The 22,523-nt window shown below is 61.7% G+C and carries 23 protein-coding genes; 14 read left to right on the top strand and 9 right to left on the bottom strand.

Annotation, left to right across the window (positions count from 1 at the left end):
* The first annotated feature begins 1 nt into the window (after position 1).
* From WA904_RS08625 to dnaB, 6 genes are all read left to right on the top strand, one after another.
* On the top strand, positions 2-2,122 hold the full coding sequence (locus WA904_RS08625; RefSeq protein ID WP_425196707.1) for a sodium:solute symporter family protein: 2,121 nt from the start codon (positions 2-4) through the stop codon (positions 2,120-2,122).
* A gap of 365 nt (positions 2,123-2,487) precedes the next feature.
* Positions 2,488-2,856 (top strand): 30S ribosomal protein S6, encoded by a 369-nt coding sequence (rpsF, locus tag WA904_RS08620; RefSeq protein ID WP_293592294.1) that lies wholly within the window; start codon positions 2,488-2,490, stop codon positions 2,854-2,856.
* A 49-nt stretch (positions 2,857-2,905) separates the two neighbouring features.
* A complete protein-coding gene (gene priB, locus WA904_RS08615) occupies positions 2,906-3,217 on the top strand; it encodes a primosomal replication protein N (RefSeq protein ID WP_425196706.1) in 312 nt (103 codons plus the stop codon).
* 10 nt (positions 3,218-3,227) lie between these two features.
* Positions 3,228-3,512, top strand: a complete 285-nt coding sequence (gene rpsR, locus WA904_RS08610) for a 30S ribosomal protein S18 (RefSeq protein WP_077592883.1) — start codon at positions 3,228-3,230, stop codon at positions 3,510-3,512.
* A gap of 11 nt (positions 3,513-3,523) precedes the next feature.
* Positions 3,524-3,976, top strand: a complete 453-nt coding sequence (gene rplI / locus WA904_RS08605; RefSeq protein WP_425196705.1) for a 50S ribosomal protein L9 — start codon at positions 3,524-3,526, stop codon at positions 3,974-3,976.
* A gap of 180 nt (positions 3,977-4,156) precedes the next feature.
* Positions 4,157-5,569, top strand: a complete 1,413-nt coding sequence (gene dnaB, locus WA904_RS08600; RefSeq protein WP_425196704.1) for a replicative DNA helicase — start codon at positions 4,157-4,159, stop codon at positions 5,567-5,569.
* Positions 5,570-5,626: 57 nt separating this feature from the next.
* Here dnaB and WA904_RS08595 read toward each other — a convergent pair whose 3' ends face one another.
* Entirely contained in the window at positions 5,627-6,601 is a 975-nt protein-coding gene (locus WA904_RS08595) for a LysR family transcriptional regulator (RefSeq protein WP_425196703.1), read from the bottom strand.
* Between the two features lie 123 nt (positions 6,602-6,724).
* Here WA904_RS08595 and WA904_RS08590 point away from each other — a divergent pair, with 123 nt between their 5' ends.
* Together WA904_RS08590 and WA904_RS08585 are read left to right on the top strand one after the other, a co-directional pair.
* On the top strand, positions 6,725-7,699 hold the full coding sequence (locus WA904_RS08590; protein ID WP_425196702.1) for a tripartite tricarboxylate transporter substrate binding protein: 975 nt from the start codon (positions 6,725-6,727) through the stop codon (positions 7,697-7,699).
* On the top strand, positions 7,696-8,565 hold the full coding sequence (locus WA904_RS08585; RefSeq protein WP_425196701.1) for an alpha/beta fold hydrolase: 870 nt from the start codon (positions 7,696-7,698) through the stop codon (positions 8,563-8,565). The genes WA904_RS08590 and WA904_RS08585 overlap by 4 nt, the downstream gene beginning before the upstream one ends.
* A 75-nt stretch (positions 8,566-8,640) precedes the next feature.
* On the opposite strand, the gene WA904_RS08580 is transcribed toward WA904_RS08585, so the two are convergent.
* Both WA904_RS08580 and WA904_RS08575 read right to left on the bottom strand, forming a co-directional pair.
* The gene (locus WA904_RS08580; protein WP_425196700.1) at positions 8,641-9,147 is read right to left on the bottom strand and encodes a hypothetical protein; all 507 of its coding nucleotides are present in this window, start codon (positions 9,145-9,147) and stop codon (positions 8,641-8,643) included.
* Between the two features lie 55 nt (positions 9,148-9,202).
* Positions 9,203-10,330, bottom strand: coding sequence for an MFS transporter (locus WA904_RS08575; protein WP_425196699.1), 1,128 nt, complete (start codon positions 10,328-10,330; stop codon positions 9,203-9,205).
* A gap of 75 nt (positions 10,331-10,405) precedes the next feature.
* On the opposite strand from WA904_RS08575, the gene gcvA reads away from it, so the two are divergent.
* The gene (gcvA, locus tag WA904_RS08570; protein ID WP_425196698.1) at positions 10,406-11,338 is read left to right on the top strand and encodes a transcriptional regulator GcvA; all 933 of its coding nucleotides are present in this window, start codon (positions 10,406-10,408) and stop codon (positions 11,336-11,338) included.
* Here gcvA and WA904_RS08565 read toward each other — a convergent pair.
* The 6 genes from WA904_RS08565 to WA904_RS08540 form a co-directional block, all read right to left on the bottom strand.
* Positions 11,335-11,808 (bottom strand): DUF2269 family protein, encoded by a 474-nt coding sequence (locus WA904_RS08565; RefSeq protein ID WP_425196697.1) that lies wholly within the window; start codon positions 11,806-11,808, stop codon positions 11,335-11,337. The two genes, gcvA and WA904_RS08565, sit on opposite strands and share 4 nt — an antisense overlap.
* Entirely contained in the window at positions 11,805-12,176 is a 372-nt protein-coding gene (locus WA904_RS08560; protein WP_425196696.1) for a DoxX-like family protein, read from the bottom strand. The genes WA904_RS08565 and WA904_RS08560 overlap by 4 nt, the downstream gene beginning before the upstream one ends.
* The gene (locus WA904_RS08555; RefSeq protein WP_425196695.1) at positions 12,173-12,694 is read right to left on the bottom strand and encodes a hypothetical protein; all 522 of its coding nucleotides are present in this window, start codon (positions 12,692-12,694) and stop codon (positions 12,173-12,175) included. The genes WA904_RS08560 and WA904_RS08555 overlap by 4 nt, the downstream gene beginning before the upstream one ends.
* Entirely contained in the window at positions 12,684-13,808 is a 1,125-nt protein-coding gene (locus WA904_RS08550) for a saccharopine dehydrogenase NADP-binding domain-containing protein (RefSeq protein WP_425196694.1), read from the bottom strand. Before WA904_RS08550 ends, WA904_RS08555 begins: the two co-directional genes overlap by 11 nt.
* Before the next feature lie 261 nt (positions 13,809-14,069).
* Positions 14,070-14,474 (bottom strand): RNA-binding protein, encoded by a 405-nt coding sequence (locus tag WA904_RS08545; protein WP_425196693.1) that lies wholly within the window; start codon positions 14,472-14,474, stop codon positions 14,070-14,072.
* Positions 14,475-14,605: 131 nt separating this feature from the next.
* Positions 14,606-16,426 (bottom strand): M14 family metallopeptidase, encoded by a 1,821-nt coding sequence (locus WA904_RS08540; protein ID WP_425196692.1) that lies wholly within the window; start codon positions 16,424-16,426, stop codon positions 14,606-14,608.
* 174 nt (positions 16,427-16,600) lie between these two features.
* On the opposite strand from WA904_RS08540, the gene dusA reads away from it, so the two are divergent.
* The 5 genes from dusA (at position 16,601) to WA904_RS08515 (ending at position 22,500) form a co-directional block, all read left to right on the top strand.
* On the top strand, positions 16,601-17,662 hold the full coding sequence (gene dusA, locus WA904_RS08535; protein ID WP_425196691.1) for a tRNA dihydrouridine(20/20a) synthase DusA: 1,062 nt from the start codon (positions 16,601-16,603) through the stop codon (positions 17,660-17,662).
* A complete protein-coding gene (locus tag WA904_RS08530; protein ID WP_425196690.1) occupies positions 17,655-18,578 on the top strand; it encodes a DMT family transporter in 924 nt (307 codons plus the stop codon). Before dusA ends, WA904_RS08530 begins: the two co-directional genes overlap by 8 nt.
* Positions 18,579-18,771: 193 nt before the next feature.
* Positions 18,772-19,041 (top strand): hypothetical protein, encoded by a 270-nt coding sequence (locus WA904_RS08525; protein ID WP_425196689.1) that lies wholly within the window; start codon positions 18,772-18,774, stop codon positions 19,039-19,041.
* A 214-nt stretch (positions 19,042-19,255) separates the two neighbouring features.
* Positions 19,256-21,178: a PrkA family serine protein kinase gene (locus tag WA904_RS08520; protein WP_425196688.1), complete on the top strand. Its 1,923-nt coding sequence runs from the start codon at positions 19,256-19,258 to the stop codon at positions 21,176-21,178.
* A 47-nt stretch (positions 21,179-21,225) separates the two neighbouring features.
* Positions 21,226-22,500 (top strand): YeaH/YhbH family protein, encoded by a 1,275-nt coding sequence (locus WA904_RS08515; protein ID WP_425196687.1) that lies wholly within the window; start codon positions 21,226-21,228, stop codon positions 22,498-22,500.
* The last annotated feature ends 23 nt before the right edge of the window (positions 22,501-22,523 follow it).

The following is a 22,523-nucleotide window of genomic DNA, read 5'->3' as shown; positions in this document are numbered from 1 at the left end:
CATGGCTGGAATGTTTGGTTCTGATAGCGCTGGCGGCAATACCAAAGCCTCCAACGCGGCGTTCAAGTCCGGCTTGAACAAGGTTTACAAGTGGTACACCGGTGGCTTTCTGGCCTTCGTGGTGGTACTGGCCATCCTTGAACAGATGGGCTTGTCCCGTCAGTGGATTGGCTTGATCTTCCTGCTGGCCACCATCGGCCTGTATGCCGGCATCGGCATCATGAGCCGTACCACCGACGCTGCCGAATATTACGTGGCAGGCCGCCGCGTACCGGCGGTGTACAACGGCATGGCCACGGGTGCTGACTGGATGTCTGCGGCCTCCTTCATCGGTATGGCCGGCACGCTCTACCTTACCGGCTACAGCGGCCTGGCCTTCATCATGGGATGGACCGGCGGTTACTGCCTGGTGGCCCTGTTTCTTGCGCCCTACCTGCGCAAGTTCGGCCAGTTCACGATTCCCGACTTTCTGGGCGAACGTTATGGCGGCAACCTGCCGCGTTTCCTCGGCATCGTCGCTGCGATTCTGTGCTCCTTCACCTATGTGGTGGCGCAGATCTACGGCGTCGGCATCATCACCGCGCGCCTGACGGGTGTGGCTTTCGAACTCGGGATTTTCCTGGGTCTCGGCGGTATTCTGGTTTGCTCCTTCCTGGGCGGCATGCGTGCTGTGACCTGGACACAGGTGGCCCAGTACATCATCCTGATCGTGGCCTACATGATCCCGGTGGTGTGGCTGTCGGTCAAACAGACCAGCGTTCCGATTCCGCAGGCCATCTATGGCTTCCAGCTGCAGAAAGTGACTGCCAAGGAAAAAGAGCTGACGACCAATGCCAAAGAGGTGGAAGTCCGCGACATCTTCAAGCAGCGTTCGGCAGCTCTGGCCGCCAAGCTGAAAGACCCTGCCGCTGCGCTGGCTGCAGACAAGGCAGCGGCGGAGAAAGCCGTGGCGGACCTGAAAGCGGCCAACGGTGCACAGTCTGAAATAGCTGCCGCTGAAAAAGCGCTTGCTGCCTTGCCGAAGGATGTGGAAGCAGCGAAGAAAGCGTGGACCGCTGCCAAGGCTGGGGCTGACACCAAGTCGCTTCCCCTGAATGGCATGCCACCGCACGCCCAGCAGTTTGCCGGTGACCCGAATGGCGATGCAAAAGCCAAAGGTGCGTACGACGCTTCGCGCCGCAATTTCCTGGCGCTGATTTTCTGCCTGATGGTGGGTACCGCCGCGCTGCCGCACATCCTGATGCGCTACTACACCGTCCCAAGCGTGAAAGAAGCGCGTCAGTCGGTCACTTGGTCGCTGTTCTTCATCTTCCTGCTGTACTTCACAGCGCCGGCTTTGGCCGTGCTGGTGAAATACGAGGTCTTCACGGTGCTGATCGGCACGCCGTTCAACGCGCTACCGGATTGGATTGCTGCCTGGAACAAGGTGGACCCGACCCTGCTGTCGGTGGTGGACGTCAACAAGGACGGCATTCTGCAGCTCAATGAAATGTCCATTGGTGGCGACATCATCGTGCTGGCAGGTCCCGCGATCGGCGGCCTGCCTTACGTGGTGTCCGGCCTGGTGGCTGCCGGCGGTCTGGCCGCGGCGCTGTCAACGGCTGACGGCCTGCTGCTGACGATTGCCAATGCGCTCAGCCATGACCTGTACTACAAAATGATCGACCCGAACGCCTCCACCGCACGCCGCGTGACCATCTCCAAGGTCCTGCTGCTGGTAGTCGCCCTGTGTGCCGCGTATGTGGCTGCGCAGAAACCGGCCGACATTCTGTTCCTGGTCTCCGCGGCGTTCTCGTTCGCTGCGGCTGCGTTCTTCCCGGCCCTGACATTGGGGATCTTCTGGAAACGCGCTACCGGCATCGCTGCCTCTCTGGGCATGATCGCCGGCTTGGGTACCACGTTCTATTACATGGTGACCACCCAGCCCTGGATGCGCGGCTTGTTCGGCATCACATCCCCGGTGCAGCTCTGGTGGGAAATCCAGCCCATCTCGGCCGGTGTGTTCGGCGTGCCCATCGGGTTTGCCGTGATCCTTCTGGTCAGCCTGGTCACCCCTGCGCCCAGCCGCAAGGTCCAGGAGCTGGTCGAGCACGTACGCTACCCAACCCTGCGCACGGCCTGAGCCAGGAGCCTGCTGATGTGATCTGACCCCGGTCAGGTCCGAGCCCGGCAACGCAAGTTGCCGGGCTTTTTTCATGGGCGGGTTGCTTTGGCCAGACCAGTTTGGAGGAAAACGCAGCTCTTTGGGGCCCTGCAACAAGCTCGGAACGGGTCGGTATCAGGTGACGTTCGCGAAGGCTCTCCAGTTCAAGCAGGGGCCGCGGGTCCGGCTTCGCCGGTCCGCAGGCGCAGCGGCCCCTCGGGGGGCAGGACGCTACTCGCAGTGAGCAACCGTGGGGGCAGGCATTTCAGGCTATAATCATGGGCTTCGCCTTGCTGCACCCTTAACGACGCTGGGGCAGCTTTCATCAACCACAAGGAGAGTTTATGCGTCATTACGAGATCGTCTTGCTGATCCACCCGGATCAAAGCGAGCAAGTCCCAGCCATGCTGGAACGTTACAAGGGCATGATTACCGCCGGCGGTGGAAAAGTGCACCGGGTTGAAGATTGGGGCCGCCGCCAGCTGGTGTACCTGATCCAGAAACTCGCCAAGGCCCACTACCTGTGCATCAATATTGAAGCCAGCCAGGCCGTGATGGAAGAAATTGAACACGCGTTCAAGTTCAATGACGCCGTGCTGCGCCACCTGACCGTGGTCAAGAAAAAGGCTGAAACCGGCCCATCCCTCATGATGCGCAACGTCGAGAGGGAAGAAGCCCGCAAGGCCCAGCAGCAGGAGTATGCAGCGTCGTAAGACGCCACCATGCTGTTGAACGACTCACTGCTGCGCAAAACACCCTGCAGTGAACCGCGTTGAATTGACCGCTTGTATCGCCGAGGCCAGTCCTCTTCGCTACACGCCCGCAGGAATCCCCGCTGCCAACTTCGTCTTCGAACACGAGTCGGAAATGGCGGAAGCAGGTTCCACCCGGCAGGTCAAATTGACAATGAAGGCAGTTGCTTTTGGTGCCCTGGCAGAACAAGCCGGCCAGCTCCCTTTAGGCAGACCTTTCAGGTTCACCGGTTTTCTGGTCAATGCGCGTGGCAGCAAAAGTGTCGTGTTTCATATCCAAGCTTTTCAACCAGTTTCTGAACAAGTACTGAACCCCATTTAAGGAGTCCATCATGCCCGGACCAAAACGTTTCAATAAAGACAAGCGCCCCAAGCGCAATACCCAATCCCTGCTGTTCAAACGCAAGCGTTTTTGCCGTTTCACAGCTGCTGGTGTTGAAGAAATCGACTACAAGGACATCGACACCCTGCGCGATTTCGTTGCCGAAAACGGCAAGATCATCCCCGCACGCCTGACCGGCACGCGCGCGATTTTCCAGCGCCAGATCAACACCGCCGTCAAGCGCGCTCGCTTCCTCGCGATGCTGCCTTACAGCGACCAGCACCGCAGCCTGTAAGGAACACGATCATGCAAATTATTCTGCTCGACAAAGTCGTGAACCTGGGCAACCTGGGTGAAGTCGTCAAGGTCAAGGACGGTTACGCACGCAATTTCCTGATCCCTTCCGGCCGCGCCCGCCGCGCAACCGCTGTGGCGATCAAGGAGTTCGAAGTCAAACGCGCCGAACTTGAAAAAGCTGCTGCTGCCAAGCTGGCCGAGTCGCAAGCCCAGGGCGAAAAGCTCAGCGGCACCACCGTCAAGCTCACGCAAAAAGCCGGTGTCGATGGCCGCCTGTTTGGCTCCGTGACCAACCACGATATTTCTGCCGAACTGAGCAAGCTGGGCTTCGCAGTTGCCAAAGGCCAGGTGCGCATGCCCAACGGCCCGCTCAAAACGGTGGGTGACCACCCTGTGACTGTTGCATTGCACACCGATGTGGCTGTGGACATCACGGTGACGGTGTACGGCGAATCCGCTTAAACCACTCGCTGCTCCCGAAAAAGCCGCTCGCTGAGCGGCTTTTTTCTTGGCGCTACGGTCGGGCGCAGTTGTGCACATCTCCCGTGCCGATTTACACCGCATTTCCCACGCTTATTCACAACTTTATCCACCGCGTTTTAGCCGTGGCGGCGTAGTATTTAGCACTCTCTCAGGAAACCCATGTCCGCTGTACTTTCCACCGTTGACGACTCCCGCTACAGCCCCGACCGCCAGATTGCGCAGTTGCGCATTCCCCCGCACTCCATCGAGGGCGAGTCCAGCGTGCTGGGCGGCCTGCTGCTGGACAACGGCGCCTGGGACCGCGTCGGCGACCTGCTGGTGGACGAAGACTTCTACCGCTACGAACACAAGCTGATCTATGCAGCCGTGGGTGCGCTGATCAACGCCACCAAGCCGGCCGACGTGATCACCGTGTACGAGCACCTGCAGAACCAGGGCAAGGCCGAAGAGGTGGGTGGCCTGGCTTACCTGAATTCGCTGGCGCAGTACGTGCCCAGCGCCGGCAACATCCGCCGCTACGCCGAAATCGTGCGCGAACGCTCCATCCTGCGCAAGCTGGTGGCCGCCAGCGACGAGATCGCCACCCAGGCCTTCAATCCCCAGGGCAAGGCCGTGGCCATGATCCTGGACGAGGCCGAGCAGAAGATCTTCAAGATCGGAGAGCAGGGCTCGCGCATGAAGCAGGGCTTCCAGAGCATGGACACCCTGGTGGTCAGCCTGCTGGACCGCGTGACCGAGATGTCGGAAAACCCGAACGACGTCACCGGCGTGCCCACAGGCTTTTATGACCTCGACAAAATGACCTCCGGCTTTCAGGCCGGCGACCTGGTTATTCTGGCGGCAAGACCCTCAATGGGTAAGACCGCATTGGCTATCAACATTGCCGAACACGTGGCGCTCAACGAAGGCCTGCCGGTGGCGGTGTTCTCCATGGAAATGGGCGCCTCCCAGCTGGCGGTGCGTATCGTCGGCTCCATCGGCCGCATCGACCAGACCCATTTGCGCACCGGCGCGTTAACCGACGAAGAATGGCCGCGCCTGACCGAAGCGATTGAAAAGCTGCGCAACATCTCCCTGCACATCGACGAAACCCCGGGCCTGACCGTCAGCGAGCTGCGCGCCAACGCCCGGCGCCTGGCCCGCCAGTGCGGCAAGCTCGGCCTGATCGTGGTCGATTACTTGCAACTCATGAGCGTGTCTTCCAGCATGAGCGAAGAAAACCGTGCCACCGCCGTCGGCGAAATCTCACGCGGCCTGAAGATGCTGGCCAAGGAACTGCAATGCCCGGTGATTGCCCTGTCACAGCTGAGCCGGGGTGTTGAGTCCCGCACCGACAAGCGCCCTATGATGAGCGATTTGCGCGAGTCCGGCGCCATCGAGCAGGACGCCGACATCATCATGTTCATCTACCGCGATGAGTACTACACCAAAGACGCCTGCAAGGAACCCGGCGTGGCCGAGGTCATCATCAGCAAGCAGCGTAACGGCCCGACCGGCACCGTCAAGCTGGCGTTTATCAACCGCATTACCAAGTTCGAAAGTCTGGCGCATGGGGGTGGTGGGGATTTCTAGGGGGAGAATATGTGCCTGGCCACGCGCCGCACCATAAACTTCGCGCCCGTTCCGCTCTCACTGGCTGCGTGATTGCTTAGTTGGCCTCGCGGCAGCAGAGCTTTGTGTTGCCGACTGGAGGAACGACAATAGCTTTTCGAGCGCGTCGTTTCGCTTGTTCGCAGGTGCCAGTACCCCTATTTCGCCAAAAGGAAGCTTCTCCGGCCAGGACAGCTCGCACAGCTGTTTTGTCGAGAGCAGGGTGGCCGCCACGCTATGTGGCACCAACGCAAGCAACGGCTCCTGACTGAGAAGGCGCCAGATCAGCAGTGGCGAAGCCGCGACGATGTTGTACAGCTTGATTCGTTCCAGGTCATCATGGAAGTACCTGTCAAATACTGCTCTTGCGGCAATAGACGTTGGCGGAACGAGCCAAGTGGAGTCAAGCAGATCAGCTCTGGAAACACGTTGCTTGGTGGCAAGCGGATGGAACGAACCAGCGATAATCGCGAACCGATCTGGCCAGAGAGGGTGAAACGACCAGCCCGAAGGGAGGACTGCCGGACGTCGGCAGACGGCACAGTCCACTTCTGCGTTGGCCACCAGTGTTGCCTGCCGCACAGCATCTGCTTCAATCAATTCGAGAACGATGCTGGGATGTCTCCTTGCGAAGGCCGGCACCACACCGCCCAGCTCTCCACCCATCGCTGCGGAGATGGCTGCAACGCGTACCACAGAACTTGCACCATCAAGAAGTCCAGATGCGAATGTGGCAGTTTGGTCCACCAAGTCAATCATCCGGCGTGCCAGTGGGAGCAGTGCGGTACCAGCTGGAGTGAGTGCCATGCCTTGCGCATGGCGCAGGAATAGCGGGCTTTCAAGAAGGCGTTCGAGGTCTGCAAGTCCCTGTGTCGCCGATGGCTGGGTAACACCGACTGCCTCCGCTGCACGCTTGACTGTCTGAAGTTCAGCGATCTTGACGAAGACGTGCAAATGACGAATCCGGGCGCGACTGAGGAGCCGATTGCGGAGAGTTGTGACGGAGGTCGCCATTCAGCAGCTCATGATGGGCGTCTGCGAGATATAGGCAAAGCTTATTGATTGTGTCAAATTATGATTAGACGATTATAGGTGGCCGGATGAAACTTTGGCTACAGATAACCAAAGGAGACATCAATGGCTGGATTTCAATTTCGTCGACAGTTCGCCGCAGTTTTCATAGTTGCTTGGGCAGCCTCAGCGGCTTGGGCTCAAACCTATCCCGACAGGCCCATCACAATCGTGATTCCTTATCCCGCGGGTGCGGCCGTGGATCGCGTCGGGCGAAGCCTCGCCGTCGAACTCGGCAAGCGGCTGGGCCAATCTGTGGTGATCGACAACGTTGGAGGAGCGTCTGGCACGATTGGGGCCAAGAAAGTGCAGCGGGCACCCGCTGATGGGTACATGCTCCTCCTCGGGACCGTGAACGACATGATCGTCGCACCAGCAGCCATCAAGGCCGGTTACTCCAGCCGCAACTTCACGCCAATTGCCAAGTTGTCCATCAATACGACTATCCTTGTTGCCCATCCGGGACTTGCGGCCAACAGCGTTGATGAGCTGGCGGTTCTTGCCAGGCAAGCGAAGGCGCCGCTCCTGTCCGGGGCGACAGGTGTCGCAATGATGCAGACGGTCGGTGGAACCCTGCTAGCTGACGCTGCGGGCTTCAAGATCGACCACGTTATATACAAAGGTGGCGCTCCGCTTCTCAACGACCTGATGAGCGGCCAAGTTCAGGTCGGCACGATCGCTCTGACCTCAGCGCTGCCGATGATCCGGGCTGGAAAGCTCAAGGCGCTGGGAATCATCTCCGCCCACCGTGATCCTACCGCCCCGGAAATTCCGACGGTGAATGAGGGCAAGGTGGTCAAGGGCGTCGAAGCTGATCTGTGGACCGCTCTTCTGGGGCCTGCGAACTTGCCTGCACCGGTCGTCGAACGCCTGGCAGCCGCCCTGCGGCAGGTCATGCTGGACCAAGCGTACAAAAGCAGTGAATTCAAGGCTGGAAGCATCGTGGCGGAGCCGAATGATCCGAAAACCTTTGCGCAATACTTGCAGAAGGAAGAGGCTCGTCTGCGCCCGGTGCTTGCAAATATAAAGGTGAATGAGTGACCCCGCTAGAGAGGCAATCACCGCAGCGGCTTGAAGTTCGTGGTGGGATCGAGATCCACTATGTTCAAGCTGGCGATGGCCCGTCGCTGGTCTTCGTGCACGGCGGGATGGGTGACTGGTCATCGTGGGCACCGCAATGGGTGGCTTTCTCCAGTAACTTTCGCTGTATCACTTACAGCCGCAGATTCAGCAGCCCAAATAGCAATGTGCTCGATAGCACGAGCCATTCAGTGATCGAAGAGGCAAACGATCTGTCCGCCTTGCTCGATGCATGGGATGCAGCGCCCGCCATCCTTGTGGGAACGTCGTATGGCGCTTACACGGCGCTCCAGCTTGCGTTGGTGCACCCGGAGAAAGTCCTGGCTCTGGCTCTTACCGAGCCTCCGATTCTGCCGTTTGCCGATCGCGTTGAAGGAGGCAAAGAGGCGCGACTGCGATTCGAGCAGGAAGTCCTGAATCCCGCAACAGACGCTTTCGCAAACGGTCGCCCTGAAGACGCAGTGCGGGTGTTGACCGAAGGGATTAATGGCAGTGGCCCGGGTGAGGCCACAACACAAGCTGGACGAGAACGACGCCTAAGAAATGCGAACGCCATGCGTGCTCTGGCGATCTCTTCACTACCATATCCGCTTCTCAGCGAGTACGCGCTCGGACAGATGACCGTTCCAACGTTGTTGCTGTACGGAGAACACACCTTGCCTGTACATCGAGCGACCACGACAGCATTGGCAGAGCTCATGCCACACGCACACCTGATTCGGATTACGGACAGTGGTCACGGTATACATCGGGACAATCCGGAGGCATTCAATGCAGTTGTGCTGGACTTCGTCAATACGAATGTCCGAGAGAGACAGCTTGGGTAACTCGCTGATATCCGGGCCGGGGGACGCATACGGACCGGTAGCGTCGGCGTGCCCGTTTGTGCTGTCCGACCAGACCTAAGAACCTACCGCGTACCTGGTCGCCAACAGAACCTCGATCCTTTCTCCAATCGCGTCACATTCCTCCGCCTCCAGCCGACTGAACTGCGCCGCCCAGGTTTCTGACAAGGCAAATTTTGGAAACTGCGGTGGCTCGCCCCATAACCAATCAGGGTGCGTCGCCCGTGGGTTTCTTCCAAAAACATGCAGATGCATTTTTCGGTGAAGCTGAGGGTCTTTCGGCCCGGGTGGATACGCCAGTTCGTTGAGGGCGTTGTTGCCCGCCTCCCAGTAGTTCAGGCACCCTCCGGAGAGTTGGGGCAGTGTGTCCAGCATGGCTTTTCCCGTCGCAGCCACCAGGCAGGACCATAGCGCCAGCTCGTTGGCAGTCAACTCGCTTCTCTCCCACACCGGGCGGGGCGGGTTGACCAGCAAATGCCCGCCATCGCTCCGGTGGTTCATCGGTTTGGCCGGCAAGGCGACCCTGCCGCCGGTGCAACTGAAGAGCGTGTGGTGAATGTCCAAGTGCAGGTCTCCCAAAAGAAGTGAATGAAAGAGGAGGGCGGTGGCGAATGCGTTCTCAGTCGCCGCGCTGCCTCAAGCAGGCAATGGCGGTGGCCGAAAGCAGAAGCGCAGCAACGCCATAAATCCATGCAGAGGGCACGATGGGCAACAGCAGGCCGGCCAGCACCGGGCCTGCACCGGCGCCCATGTCGCGCCACACCGAACGTGTGGCGAGAGCCTGTATGCGTCCGGGGCCCGGTGTGCGAAGCGCAACCAGCGGCGGCAGCAGCGGCAACAACAAGGCACGCAGAATCACAATGGCCAGCGCGCAAGTCCACAACCAGCCGAAACCAAAGCCGACCAGTGCGACGGAAGTCAGCACGGAAAAAATCACCAACAAGGTTTTGGCGCCGTGTTTTTCGGCCATGTGTCCGCCGGCTGAGCTCAAGATAATTTCCGCCAGATAGCGAACCGACAGCAGCAGGCCGGCCACGATGACCGGGTTGCCCGGCAGCAGGTCGCGGCCCAGATAAGACAGGCCGATGATGAACAGGCCGTCCAGCACCAGGCCTTCGATGAAGGAAAAAGTGTCCAGGCTGCCCGGGAGCCTGAACCATCTTTTTCTGGGTGGCGGCTCGGCATGCGGGGAGGTTGGCAACTGCCGCGTGACCAGCAATGCAGACAACGCAACAGTCGCGAACACGAAGAAGATGACCTTGGGGCCAAACCAGAGCGCACACACGCCGCCCAAAGGCAGCGCAAGCATGGGCCCCAGGGCCGAAAACGCGCGGGACTGTCCCGCCCGGCGCGCGGCGCCTGCCGGTTCGGCGGTGGCCAGCGCCTGGGTGGCCAGGTTGAGGGCGGCAAAAGCCAGGCCCCACAGCAGCCGCAGGAACAGCAAGGCGACAAACCCGGAGAGCGTGGCGTAACCCAGTGCGCACACCGCGGCTGCCAGCGCCGCCAGCGAACATGTGAGCCGCTCGCCGTTGCGTGCGTAAAACCTTGCCACCGCACCGTAACCTGCAATGCGAACCAGGCGGTTTGCCGCCAGCAGAATACCTGCTTCGGGCAAGCTGACATCAAAGGCCGGAGCGAACATCGGCAGCAGCAGGTAGAGCACCGTGTCACCCGGAAGTGACAGCCCCAGCGCCATGGCGGCATGGCGCGAGTGGCGGTCTGAAGTGGAAGCGTTGGACTGTGGCATGGGCCGTATGGTGCGCGGCGCCACATCTGCGGACAAACGACATTAGTGCGCAACACGTGTGAGAAAATTGCACGCATGTTGCCTCGCCTGCCTCCGTTGAACGCGGTCCGCGCCTTCGCAGCGGCGGCGCGCCATCAGAGTTTCACCCGGGCCGCCCTGGAGCTGCACGTGACGCACAGCGCCATCAGCCGCCAGATCAAGGCGCTGGAAGCGCATCTGGGCGTCGAGCTGTTCGAGCGCAAAACCCGGCAGGTTCTTCTGACCGCAGCTGGCCAGCAATTTCATGCGCAGGTGGGGCCGGCGCTCGAGCAAATAGGCGTGGCCGCTGAGTCGCTCAGGGGCGGTACGCCATTGCGCGCGGTCAAGGTCAACGTCAGGCCCAGCTTCGCGGTGCGCTGGCTGATCCCCCGGCTGCCGGGCTTTGTGGCGAAGCATCCGGACATCGAACCGCAGGTGATGACCAGTATCTTGCCGCCTGACAAGGCGGTGGGTGAATTTGATCTGGCCATCCGGCGAAGCACCAAGGGCTGGCCGCCTGGAATGCAGACGCATCCATTTCTGGAAGATGAAGTGCTTGTGGTGGGATCACCTGCCTTGTTCGCCAGCCGTCCCGTCACCGGTCTGCATTCTTTGGCGTCCCACGTCCTGTTGTTATCCAAATCGCGCAGCCATGATTGGGAAAACTGGAAAAAGCAGATGAACGCGCAGGAGTTGGGCCCCGCCAGTTGCCTGCAATTTGACCATTTGCATTTTGTTCTTCAGGCAGCCGTCGATGGGCTGGGCTTCGCCCTCGCACCGGTATCCTTGATTGCCCACGACATCGCTTCAGGACGCCTGGTATGCCCATTGCCGGAACTGCGGATGGCGCTGAGCCAGCACTATTTTGGCCTTGCGCCGAATGCGACCCCGGAGACGCAACACTTTGTGCAATGGCTCATGGAAGAGCAGAAAACCGCAGCCCTGGCGAAGAGGCATTCAGCTCCAGTGGTGGGCAACCCGCCGCGCTAACCCAGCGCGGGCTTCGCCACCATCAGATAAAACACTGCCAGCATCGCCACAAACGCGGGGTAACCCAGGCATTCCCACCAGCGCGCATAACGCCAGTAGGCGTCCGGCAATTTATTGCCCATGCGTGCAGCTTCCTGCGCCATGACCGCCATGCGGATTTGCAGCCACACCACGGGCAGCCAGCAGGCGCCCGCGAAAACAAACAGGGCTATGGAGACCGCGAGCCAGGGCGTGCTCAGCGGCAGACCCGTCAGATACGCCATGGCAAAACCGGTGACTGGTTGAATGATCACGGTGGGTGTGGTGAACCACCAGTCGGCGCGCACCACCAGGGTGGAGACGACGGCCTGCGCGGTGACGTTGCGCGTCCGGTTGGCAAAAAACAGGTAATACGCCGAGCCGAAGCCGGTGCCCACCAGCACCACGCTGGACAGGACGTGCAGCCACTTCAAGCTCAGGTAGAGGCTCATGGTTTGGCCTTTGCAAGAACGAGGAGGACGGCAGCGATGGGCAGGTTCTTGGTCAGCGGCCCCAGCGGGTGCAGCCACAGCGATGGATCAAGCCCTGTTGCCACCAGCGTCATCAGCGCCATGACGGTCAGTGCTGCCAGGTAAGTCAGGCGCGCGGGCCATAGAAGCATGGCCAGTCCGAGGGCGGCATCCACACCTGCACCGGCCAGAATCAGCCAGCGGGCCAGGGAAGCGTCTTGCACACCGGCGGCCAGCAGCAGTTGTGCGCTCTGGCCCTGCAGTTCCCACACGCTGACGATGGCTGTGGCCAGCCACACAAAGACGATGCTCTGGCGCAGCAGTTGCTGGTCTTTGCCGGACAGCGTCATGAGCACGGCTCCACAGGTGTGCCAGTGCTGACGTCAGCTTGTTGCCAGCGCTCGACTTCGGCGGCATGCTGCACCAGAAAGTTTTGCAGCCTGGCAAAGCGGCGGCGGGTCTGCCAAATGAAGATCCCGTCAACGAGCGGCGTCAATAACCAGCGCAGCCATGCGGGCCCGGCTTCGAAGCTGTAGGTGTAGATGAGCACCGACTGCTGCGGCCCGATGGCGCGGTGCCGCATCGATGCTGCCCACTTGGTGAAGGGAAACGATCGGCCGATCATGGATGCCGCTGCAACGCGGGGCCGGTCGTACGAGACAAACTGTGTGCGCATGGACAAGCCGCGCAAGGCGCCTGCGCCGGTGTTGTCGGTCACGGCGCCGACGAAGGGGCAGGGCGCGCCGCCCAGCACATGGGTGGCGCTGACCAGTGAGTCCCAGCGCGCACGCCACAGGTGGTAGTGAAACGCGTCGAAAACCACGGCTTCGCTGGCCGGCATGGGGAACTCCAGTTTTTTATGCGCCATGTATTGCGTCCTCTTCCACGATGTCGGTCATCATGCCCCAGCGTGCGAACCCGGGTTCAAACTCCGCGAGCTTCAGCATGCCAAGGCATGCGAGCGCACCTGCGGGCAGGGCTTGCCCGCGCGCCAGTTTGCGGGCCAGCAGGATGGCGGCCATGCAGGGAATTTCCGGGCCATGGTCATGGTCTGCCGCGATGTGCCAGGCGCGTTGCACAGGGCGCCCGGTGGCATCCAGGCCTTCGACGCGGACCACCATGCCGCCCAGCGCCGAGCCCAGGCCATCCAGCGCGCGGGCACTGCCGTTCAGCAAACCAGCCAGCCGCGCCGGCTGCCGGATGAAACCCCACGCACGCAGCCTGGCCAGCACGGCCAGTGCGCGTTGTGCGGCACCGAGTTCGAGCGCGGCGCGAAACATCACGCGGCGGGTCACACGGTAGCGGTCGGGGAAAAGCTCCAGGTCGGGAATGTCGCACAGGGCCCCCAGGCGCGGACGCAAGCGTGCGAACTGCACCGGTTCCGGATGGGCCCAGCCCAGCCGGGCCTGCCATTGCCCGCCGTCCCACACCTGCAGCGCTTCGCCGCAATAGCTGAGCACCCCGGCCAGCGTGGCCAGCCCGCGTGGCGCGGTCTGGGCGGGCGCAATGCAGGTGTCGATGGCATCCACGCGTTGCCATCCGCTGCAGAGGTGCTCAACGACGGCGGACGACAGGGCCGGGACCGTGCTGGCGCCGCAAACCGCCGTGCGTCCCGCCGCACTGAAAACGCTGTTCATGGTGGCGGGGAAGTCGCAGACAAAACGGCGGCCGTCGGCCAGGTCGATGTAGTGCGCCCCTGCTGCGGCAGCGGCGGCGGCCACGCCGTAGTCCTGCTGCTGGAACGGGCCGGCGGTGTGTATCAGCAGCCCGACGCCCAGCTGGCGCAGGGTCTGGCCGAATCCCCCGGCGCTATGGTCCAGGGACACGCCCAAGGCGCCATGGCCCACTTCCCTGGCCAGCGTTGCTGCGCGCTGCGGGTCGCGCCCGCCTATCAGCAGCTGTAGGCCGGGCTCATCGGCCAGGGCACGGCAAATCCTTGCCCCGAAATTTCCATACCCTCCCAGTACCAGCGTTTTCAGCACAGCGCATCCTTGTGACCGGTCATTATCAGCCGGGCCCGGTCTGCGGATGGAAGGAAGGGGGCAGGTCAGCGGGAGGCTTGAATTGCTATCGAATCAATAGCTGCCTGCGCATGCGGGCCAAGGGCTGCGGGCACAAATGGCATACAAGCGAAGCCGCAAGCTGCTTGGGTTGCCCCGGTTTTGAGAGAGATTTCTGCCTGCAGCCCAATACCGGCAGGCGCAGGCTGCTATGAATTTTGGAGTGCCTGCGGGCCCGGCGGCTTACTCCAGGTCTTCCATGGCCAGCATGTGGTATTTCTGGGCATAGGAAAAAGGATGCTTGCGCACCACCGCCATCACGCGTTCGGTGTCTTTTTCAGACGGTGCATGCACCATCAGGGCGTGATGGCCTTCGCGCGCCAGGTCGACATATTTGTGGACCGTGGCGCCTTCGGTGCCGACCGATGGCAATGTGACGTCGGAGTCGCCATCCACCTGGCCGATCTCGCGCAGGATGGCGTCGGGTGTCAGCAGCGTGATGGCCTGGCCGGGAAAACCACTGTCTTCCAGCTCGCGGGCAGCTTGCTCGGCCTGCGCGGCCTCCGGGAACATGATGAAGGCGTAGCCGGTCGGGTAGAACACGCCCTGCAGGCTCAGCATTTTGGGGTGAAGTGCAAACGCTTTCATGGTGGGTCCTTGTAGTGGGTACCCATCATTAATGCACGGAAGCGCCATGCTGTCTGTAGGCCGGTTCGCACAAAATGCGTGAACCGGAGACGCCCGTCAACAGGGGAAAGAAAGCGAAAAAGAAGGGCGCTTCAGGGTAGCTCTTCGGCCCGCAGCGCAGGTTCCGACATCACCCGGGCGATACCGGCCAGGTTGTCGATCAACTGGTTCGCAAAATAGCTGCTTTGGGTGTCCGGCTCCAGGGCCGCCATCACCAGGTTGGCCAGCGGCTGGTTCAGCGGCACGTAGTAGCTGCCGATGGGCGCATCAATGACGCCGCGCACCAGGGCTACTTCGGTCCTGACGATTTGTCCGTCGTCGGCGATGGCGCCGCGCACGTCCTGTCGCACGCCGGCCGCCCGGCTGGTTTCGCGGTAGATGTCGCCCAGCATGGAGCTGGGTTCGGCCACGCGCAGCACCTGCACGCCATGCAGGCGCAGCCGCTCCACCGCCGTTTTTGATGCCGCCGAGAGCCAGTAGCCGCAGGGGCGCACGCGCGTCTTGATCTTGCGCAGCGTCAGCGCCGAGTTCCATTCCACGCGAATCGCCCTGTCGCCGCCGGTGACCGGGTCGAGCATGATGAGTTCCTGCTGGCCCAGGGTGGGGCCGGCCTCGACCACGGCTTCTTCCTTGCAGGCCATGGTGCTCAACTCCTTGTCCACATAGGGCTTGAGCTGGCCGAGGTCGCCGGCGCGCTGGGCCGTGCTGGCCAGCACGCTGGAGATGGCGCTGACATGGGTGTGCACGCGGCGCTGCAGGTGCAGGCGGCCGATGCCTACGCCGCGCGTTTCGATCAACAGGCTGACGGTGTTTTTCAGGCCGTTGACGTTGCGGCCGGTGTCGGGCTGGGTGCCGCCCATGGAGATCTTCTTGTCCGCCAGATCGGTCGAGGTGGTGTAGTACCACTCGGCGCTCAGCCCCTGTGCCCTCAGGGCTGTCAGCAGCGGCCGACGGAACCACTCTTCGGCGGCCTTGGTCACAAATTCCGGAACGTTGGCGGTGGTCGCGTACTGCAGCAGCGCATCGTATTTCTGGATGGCGCCGAACTTCTGCAGAAAACGGCCCACCACGGTGTATTCGTGGGCATCGACCACCACGGTCGGGTGGTAGTCGCGCGTCAGGCGCGCCAGGGCCTGGGCTTCCGGCGTGTTGAGCAGCAGGTGGTCGCGGTTCATGTCCAGGCCGCCGGCGGTCACGCGCTGGCCGGCTGCCGCCCCGTCCGGGTTGGCACGCGGCACGATGATGACATTGATACGTTCCAGCACCGGCCGCAGTAGGCCTTGCGTGAGTTCGCGCGCAATCACCAGCAGGGCTTCGCTGCCGGCTGGCTCGTCGCCGTGCTGCTGGCCGACCAGCAGCACGGTGGGTCGCCCGGAAGCTGCGAGGGAGAGGGCGTCCGTGCCCGCGGCACGTGTCAGCACCAGGGCTTCCAGGGCTTCGCCGCGCTGCGACTGCCCGATGGGCAGGACTGCGGCTTTCAGGCCCGGTGAGCGGGAGGCCTCGGCCGTGAGGTCGCGCAGCCAGGTCTGGATTTCCGCGTTCGAGGTGAAACTGCTTCGTCCTTCCTGCAGGCCGGGTGTGCTGTAAATGATGGACGGTGCCGGAAAGCGGGCGGCCACGGCGGCGCTGTAGGGCGCTTCGGCTGCCGGCGGGGCGATGACAATGCCCGGCCGGACGGGCACAGGCTGGGCAATGGCGGCCGGTGGGGCACTGGGAGCAGGCGCCGCAACAGCCGGCGGCGCCTTGGGCGTATCGCCCGGAGCTGGCCAGGGCGGCAGCGGGACAGACGTGCAGGCAGCCAGCGAAAGCAGCAGGGTCAGCAGCAGGCCTGTGCGGCTTCCGTCCAGGGAACGCCGCAGCGGCCGTGCGGGAGGTGGGGTCGTTGCTTCCGGATGGTGGGGGGAAGAAGTCATCCGTGATGGCTGGTCTGTCATGGTCATGCTGGGTATTGAGAAGAAATCGCAGGTGCGGCCCGGGCTGCTTATTATCCGGCCTGCCGCGCGGGCCGGTGTCGGTGCCTACCCTCTGTGCGGCAATTTCGCCACGCGTGCGCGCCCTGCGGGCCCCCGTGAGAAACTATGGCTTTCATGCAGACCGAACCCGCTTTCCCGATGCTTCCGATGAACCCCGGCACTTTTCCCACCCACCGCCTCAGCGTTGCCCCGATGATGGACTGGACGGACCGGCACTGCCGTTACTTTCACCGCTTGCTGTCGCGCCACGCCTTGTTGTACACCGAGATGGTGACGACGGGCGCACTGGTCCATGGCGACGTTGCGCGGCACCTGCGTTTCAACGCCGAAGAACACCCGGTGGCACTGCAGCTGGGCGGCAGCGAGCCGGTCGACCTGGCGCATTGCGCCCGGCTTGGTGAGCAGTGGGGCTATGACGAGATCAATATCAACTGCGGCTGTCCCAGCGAGCGCGTGCAGCGCGGCGCCTTTGGTGCCTGCCTGATGGCCGAGCCGCAACTCGTGGCCGACTGCGTCAAGGCCATGGTGGATGTGGTGGATGTGCCGGTGACGGTCAAGCACCGTATCGGCATCGACAAAACCGAAAGTTATGAATTTGTGCGCGATTTTGTAGGCCGCGTCAGCGAGGCCGGCTGCACAACCTTCATCGTGCATGCCCGCAATGCCTGGCTCAAGGGCCTGAGCCCGAAGGAAAACCGCGAAGTTCCCCCGCTGCGCTACGAACTGGTTCACCGGCTCAAGCGCGAGTTTCCGCAACTCGCCATCGTCATCAATGGCGGCATCACCACCGGCGGGCAGGTGGCCGGCCAACTGGAGCAGCTTGACGGCGTGATGGTGGGCCGCGAGGCCTACCACAACCCCTGGTGGCTGGCCTCGTGGGATGCGGACTGCTTCGGTGATGAATCGCAGAACCTCACGCGCGAATCGGTGGAGGAACAGATGGTGGTTTACATGGCGCGTGAAGCCGAAGCGCATGGCACACCCTGGCCGACGATCGCGCGCCACATGCTGGGCCTGCGCCATGGCCTGGCCGGCAGTCGCCGCTGGCGCCAGGTCTGGAGCGACCACAAGCTCAAAGGCTGGCATCCACGCGATGTGATGGCGCTGGCGCATGCGCAGCTGCCCGTGGGCGAAAACGACGCATTGTTGGTTCAGGCTGCGATGGCCAATGCCTGACGCGGCGCAGCGCGAAACGCGCCGGGCCCTGGTGCTCCTGTGGCTGGTGCCCGCGCTCTGGGCCGTCAACTACATCGTGGCGCGCAAGGCGCCGGGTGTCATCGGCCCCTACATGCTGGCGCTGGGCCGCTGGGGACTTGCCGCCCTGATCCTCGTGGTGATCACGCGGGGCGAACTGTGGCAGCAGCGCGCCGCGATTGCCCGCGCCTGGCGGCAGTACCTGGTGCTTGGCACCCTGGGCATGCTGATCTGCGGCGCCTGGGTGTATGAGGGCGCACGTTCCACAGGCGCCATGAATATTGCGCTGATCTATTCGGCCTCGCCGGTGCTGATCAGCCTGGGGGCCATGTGGTGGCTGGGTGAGGGCTTCGGTTCACGCCAGAAGGCCGGTGTGCTGCTGGCACTGGCTGGCGTTGTCCATGTGGTCGTCAAGGGACAGTGGACCGCCCTGGCCGACGTGCAGTTTGTGCCGGGTGATGCGTGGATTTTTGCCGCCATGGTGTCGTGGGCGGGTTACGCACTGCTGCAGAAAAGGTGGCCCAGCTCCCTGGGGGCTACGGCGCGTCTGGCTGCCATCTGCATAGGCGGCACCGTGGTCCTGCTGCCTCCTGCGCTTTGGGAGGTCACGCGGCCCGGCGCGAATGTCTTAAGCGCCTATGCCGTGTTGCTGGTGGTGGTGGCTGCGCTGATCCCCGGCGTGGGCGCCTACTGGATTTACGGCTGGGCGCAGAAAATCCTGGGTGCGAGCCGGGTGGCGGTGGCGCTTTACCTGGGCCCGCTGTATGCGGCGGCCGCGGCCTGGGGGCTGCTGGGTGAACCGCCGGGCTGGCACCATGCCGTCGGTGCGCTGCTGATTCTGCCCGGCGTGTTTCTCGTGACGCGTCCCGCAAAGCAGGCGCTCCCGGTTCGTTCCTGATGGCGTGAGGTTCGCCGTCACCGGTTCGCGCGAATGCGGGCAGTGCATGCGCCATCTTGAGCCGATTGCATGGCTTCTGTGTCAGCGGCGTTGCTTTCCTGCAATCCGCGCAGGCCAAATGTCATGCGGCAGATCACGCACGAGGATGAAATTGCTACCATGGACTGGTCCGACCATTGCAAATGGAGGCACCATGGACGCTGATCTTGATGGTATGTCGCGGGAACAACTTGTCGACGAAGTCAGGAAGCTCAGGCACGGCATTCGCGTACATCGCGACAGCACGGGCCACGAACTGTGCTGGCACCACCCGGCCTTGTGGTCGCTGCTGCCGGAGAAAACAGATCCGCTTCCCGTTGTTCCCGAGTGGCCGCAGTTTCTCCGCGGATGTTTGCGTTACCGTGAATCGCTGGACACCCAGCTTCCAAATGCGCCGAGAAATGATAAACCCTATCGCGCCTGAAACAACATAAAACCCTTTGCGCTGTTTTTCTGTCTGCAGCTTGTCCAATAACGTTGTACGCTGTAGCCTTGGGTACCGGGAATTTTTTCACTGACCCTGCAACTAATCCGGTACAGCCATCAGATGTAAACAGTCGAGTCACAGCGCGGTTACCAGAAGCGATTTGGCGTCACGGGTCAGCGATCCTTCCGGTGCAGCGTGCATAGGAGGCCCTATGAATGTCGTCCGCAATTTTCTGACGCGTTACGAGCAGACGCGAGAAGAAGAACTGTCCATCGAGGAATACCTCGATGCCTGCAAGAATGATCCCCTGGTTTACGCGACGGCGGCTGAGCGAATTCTTGCCGCCGTGGGTGAACCTGAACTGGTCGATACCCGGCACGACCAGCGCCTGTCCCGCCTGTTCGGCAACAAGGTCATCAAGATCTACCCGGCCTTCCGCGACTTCTACGGACTCGAAGATCCGATCGAGCAGGTGGTGTCCTACTTCCGCCATGCCGCGCAGGGGCTGGAAGAGAAAAAACAGATTCTCTATCTGCTGGGCCCCGTGGGCGGCGGCAAGTCCTCCATCGCGGAGCGGCTCAAGCAGCTGATGGAAAAAGTGCCCTTTTATGCGCTCAAGGGTTCGCCCGTCAATGAGTCGCCGCTGGGGCTGTTCAACAATGCAGAAGACACGCCTGTGCTCGAAGCCCAGTACGGCATTGCGCCGCGTTACCTGCAGCGCGTGATGTCGCCCTGGGCTGTCAAGCGGCTTGAAGAATATGGCGGCGATGTGCGCCAGTTCCGCGTGCTCAAGCGTTACCCGTCCATTCTCAAGCAATGCGGGATTGCCAAGACCGAGCCCGGCGACGAGAACAACCAGGACATCTCTTCGCTGGTCGGCAAGATCGACATCCGCAAGCTCGAGACCTACGCCCAGGACGACCCCGACGCCTACAGTTATTCCGGCGGCCTGTGCCTGGCCAACCAGGGCCTACTCGAGTTTGTCGAGATGTTCAAGGCACCGATCAAGGTGCTGCATCCCCTGCTCACCGCCACACAGGAGGGCAATTTCAAGGGTACCGAGGGGTTTGGCGCCATTCCCTTCGACGGAATCGTGATGGCGCACTCCAACGAAAGCGAATGGAAGGCTTTCAAGAACAACAGGAACAACGAGGCTTTCCTGGACCGCATCTACATCGTCAAGGTGCCTTACTGCCTGCGTGTCACGGAAGAGGTCAAGATTTACGAAAAGCTGATTCGCAATTCGTCGCTGAACAATGCGGTTTGCGCGCCCGGCACGCTGAAGATGATGGCGCAATTCGCCGTGCTGACGCGCCTGAAGGAGCCGGAGAACTCCAGCATGTTCAGCAAGCTGCAGGTGTATGACGGCGAGAACCTCAAGGACACCGACCCGAAGGCCAAGAGCTACCAGGAGTACCGCGACTACGCCGGCGTGGACGAAGGCATGAACGGCATCTCGACACGGTTTGCTTTCAAGATCCTCTCCAAGGTTTTCAATTTCGATTCCACGGAAATTGCCGCCAACCCGGTGCACCTGATGTATGTGCTGGAAAAGCAGATCGAGCGCGAGCAGTTTCCGGTCGAAACCGAGCAGAAGTACCTGGCCTTCATCAAGGAAACACTGGCGGCGCGTTATGCCGAGTTCATCGGCAAGGAGATTCAGACCGCCTACCTGGAGTCCTATTCGGAATACGGCCAGAACATTTTCGACCGCTACGTGACCTACGCCGACTTCTGGATCCAGGACCAGGAGTACCGTGATACGGACACCGGCGAAATTTTCGACCGGTCTTCCCTGAATGCCGAGCTGGAAAAAATTGAAAAGCCAGCCGGCATCAGCAACCCGAAAGATTTCCGCAATGAAATCGTCAACTTCGTGCTGCGTGCGCGGGCCAACAATGCCGGCAAGAACCCGACATGGACCAGTTACGAAAAATTGCGGACCGTGATCGAGAAGAAGATGTTCTCGAACACCGAGGACCTGCTGCCCGTGATTTCATTCAATGCCAAAGCCAGCGCGGACGAACAGCAAAAACATGAAGACTTTGTCAACCGCATGGTCGACAAGGGCTACACGACGCGCCAGGTCCGGTTGCTGTGCGACTGGTACCTGCGGGTTCGCAAGAGTTCCTGAACCCCAGGGAAGGTTGCGCGCGATTTTGCATCAGACCAGGGAACCCCATGCTCCAGCAAGTCATTGACAGGCGCCTGTCGGGCAAGAACAAATCCATCGGCAACCGGGAACGGTTCCTGCGCCGGTTCAGGGGGCAGATACGCGACGCTGTTCGCCGCGCGGTTTCAGGCCGCAGCATCCATGACATCGAGCAGGGCGAGGACATCACGCTGCCGCGGCGCGATGTGTCCGAGCCTGTGTTTGGCCACGGTGCCGGCGGCAGCCGTGAAATGGTTCACCCAGGCAACCGCGAGTACGTGCGCGGCGATCGCATCGAACGTCCGGACGGCGGTGGTGCCGGCGGGTCGGGGCAGGGCGCTAGCCAGGACGGGAGCGGCGAGGACGACTTCGTATTCCGCATCACGCGTGAAGAGTTCATGCAGTATTTCTTCGACGATCTGGCGCTGCCGCACCTGATCCGTACCCAGCTTCTGCCGGACGCGCCGGAGTGGAAGTCCCAGCGCGCCGGGTATGTCTCGGAGGGTACGCCGACCAACCTGCATGTGGTGCGTTCCATGCGCGTGGCACTGAGCCGGCGTATTGCGCTGGGCGGCGAATCACGGCGAAAACTGCGTGAGCTGGAAGCGCAACTGGCGGAAGCCTTGCGCCGAGGCCCCCGTGTGCCCGACGAAATACCTGCGCTGAAAGAGCAGATCGAAGCGTTGCGGCGCCACCTCCGGCATGTTCCTTTTTTTGATCCGTTTGACCTGCGCTACCGCAACCGCGTCAGGGTGCCGGTGCCAACCGCCAAGGCGGCGATGTTCTGCCTGATGGACGTTTCGGGTTCGATGGACGAAGCGCGCAAGGATATTGCCAAACGCTTTTTCATCCTGCTGTACCTGTTCCTGCAGCGGCATTACGAACGGACAGATGTCATCTTCATCCGCCACCACACCCAGGCCGCCGAAGTTTCCGAGGAAGAATTTTTCCGCTCGGCCGAGACCGGCGGAACGGTGGTGTCCAGTGCCCTGACATTGATGCAGCAGATCATTGAGGCGCGTTATCCGCCCGGGGAGTGGAATATATACGGCGCCCAGGCGTCGGACGGCGACAACTGGCATCAGGATTCGTCCAAGTGCCGCGAGCTCCTGGTGAGCAAGCTGCTGCCTGCTTCGCGGTATTTTGCCTATGTGCAGGTCGGTGATGAAGACCAGAATCTGTGGCAGGAGTATTCCGAGATACTCGGTACCCATTCCAACTTCGCCATGCGCAAGATCAGCGAGGCAACGGAAATTTACCCGGTGTTCAGGGACCTGTTCAAGAAGGAAGGCGTCAGCGTATGAGCGCAGCTGAATCCGCCTCGTCC

Source organism: Polaromonas sp. (assembly GCF_049790275.1).
Classification (GTDB): domain Bacteria; phylum Pseudomonadota; class Gammaproteobacteria; order Burkholderiales; family Burkholderiaceae_C; genus Polaromonas.
Note: the sequence above shows the minus strand (reverse complement) of the source record. Positions and strands in the feature narration are given on the sequence as shown.

Coding starts and splice junctions, on each gene's coding strand:
- WA904_RS08625 (WP_425196707.1), top strand. CDS start 2: ATGGCTGGAATGTTTGGTTCTGATAGCGCTGGCGGCAATACCAAAGCC.
- rpsF (WP_293592294.1), top strand. CDS start 2,488: ATGCGTCATTACGAGATCGTCTTGCTGATCCACCCGGATCAAAGCGAG.
- rpsR (WP_077592883.1), top strand. CDS start 3,228: ATGCCCGGACCAAAACGTTTCAATAAAGACAAGCGCCCCAAGCGCAAT.
- rplI (WP_425196705.1), top strand. CDS start 3,524: ATGCAAATTATTCTGCTCGACAAAGTCGTGAACCTGGGCAACCTGGGT.
- dnaB (WP_425196704.1), top strand. CDS start 4,157: ATGTCCGCTGTACTTTCCACCGTTGACGACTCCCGCTACAGCCCCGAC.
- WA904_RS08595 (WP_425196703.1), bottom strand. CDS start 6,601: ATGGCGACCTCCGTCACAACTCTCCGCAATCGGCTCCTCAGTCGCGCC.
- WA904_RS08590 (WP_425196702.1), top strand. CDS start 6,725: ATGGCTGGATTTCAATTTCGTCGACAGTTCGCCGCAGTTTTCATAGTT.
- WA904_RS08575 (WP_425196699.1), bottom strand. CDS start 10,330: ATGCCACAGTCCAACGCTTCCACTTCAGACCGCCACTCGCGCCATGCC.
- gcvA (WP_425196698.1), top strand. CDS start 10,406: ATGTTGCCTCGCCTGCCTCCGTTGAACGCGGTCCGCGCCTTCGCAGCG.
- WA904_RS08565 (WP_425196697.1), bottom strand. CDS start 11,808: ATGAGCCTCTACCTGAGCTTGAAGTGGCTGCACGTCCTGTCCAGCGTG.
- WA904_RS08560 (WP_425196696.1), bottom strand. CDS start 12,176: ATGACGCTGTCCGGCAAAGACCAGCAACTGCTGCGCCAGAGCATCGTC.
- WA904_RS08555 (WP_425196695.1), bottom strand. CDS start 12,694: ATGGCGCATAAAAAACTGGAGTTCCCCATGCCGGCCAGCGAAGCCGTG.
- WA904_RS08545 (WP_425196693.1), bottom strand. CDS start 14,474: ATGAAAGCGTTTGCACTTCACCCCAAAATGCTGAGCCTGCAGGGCGTG.
- WA904_RS08540 (WP_425196692.1), bottom strand. CDS start 16,426: ATGACTTCTTCCCCCCACCATCCGGAAGCAACGACCCCACCTCCCGCA.
- dusA (WP_425196691.1), top strand. CDS start 16,601: ATGCAGACCGAACCCGCTTTCCCGATGCTTCCGATGAACCCCGGCACT.
- WA904_RS08530 (WP_425196690.1), top strand. CDS start 17,655: ATGCCTGACGCGGCGCAGCGCGAAACGCGCCGGGCCCTGGTGCTCCTG.
- WA904_RS08525 (WP_425196689.1), top strand. CDS start 18,772: ATGGACGCTGATCTTGATGGTATGTCGCGGGAACAACTTGTCGACGAA.
- WA904_RS08520 (WP_425196688.1), top strand. CDS start 19,256: ATGAATGTCGTCCGCAATTTTCTGACGCGTTACGAGCAGACGCGAGAA.
- WA904_RS08515 (WP_425196687.1), top strand. CDS start 21,226: ATGCTCCAGCAAGTCATTGACAGGCGCCTGTCGGGCAAGAACAAATCC.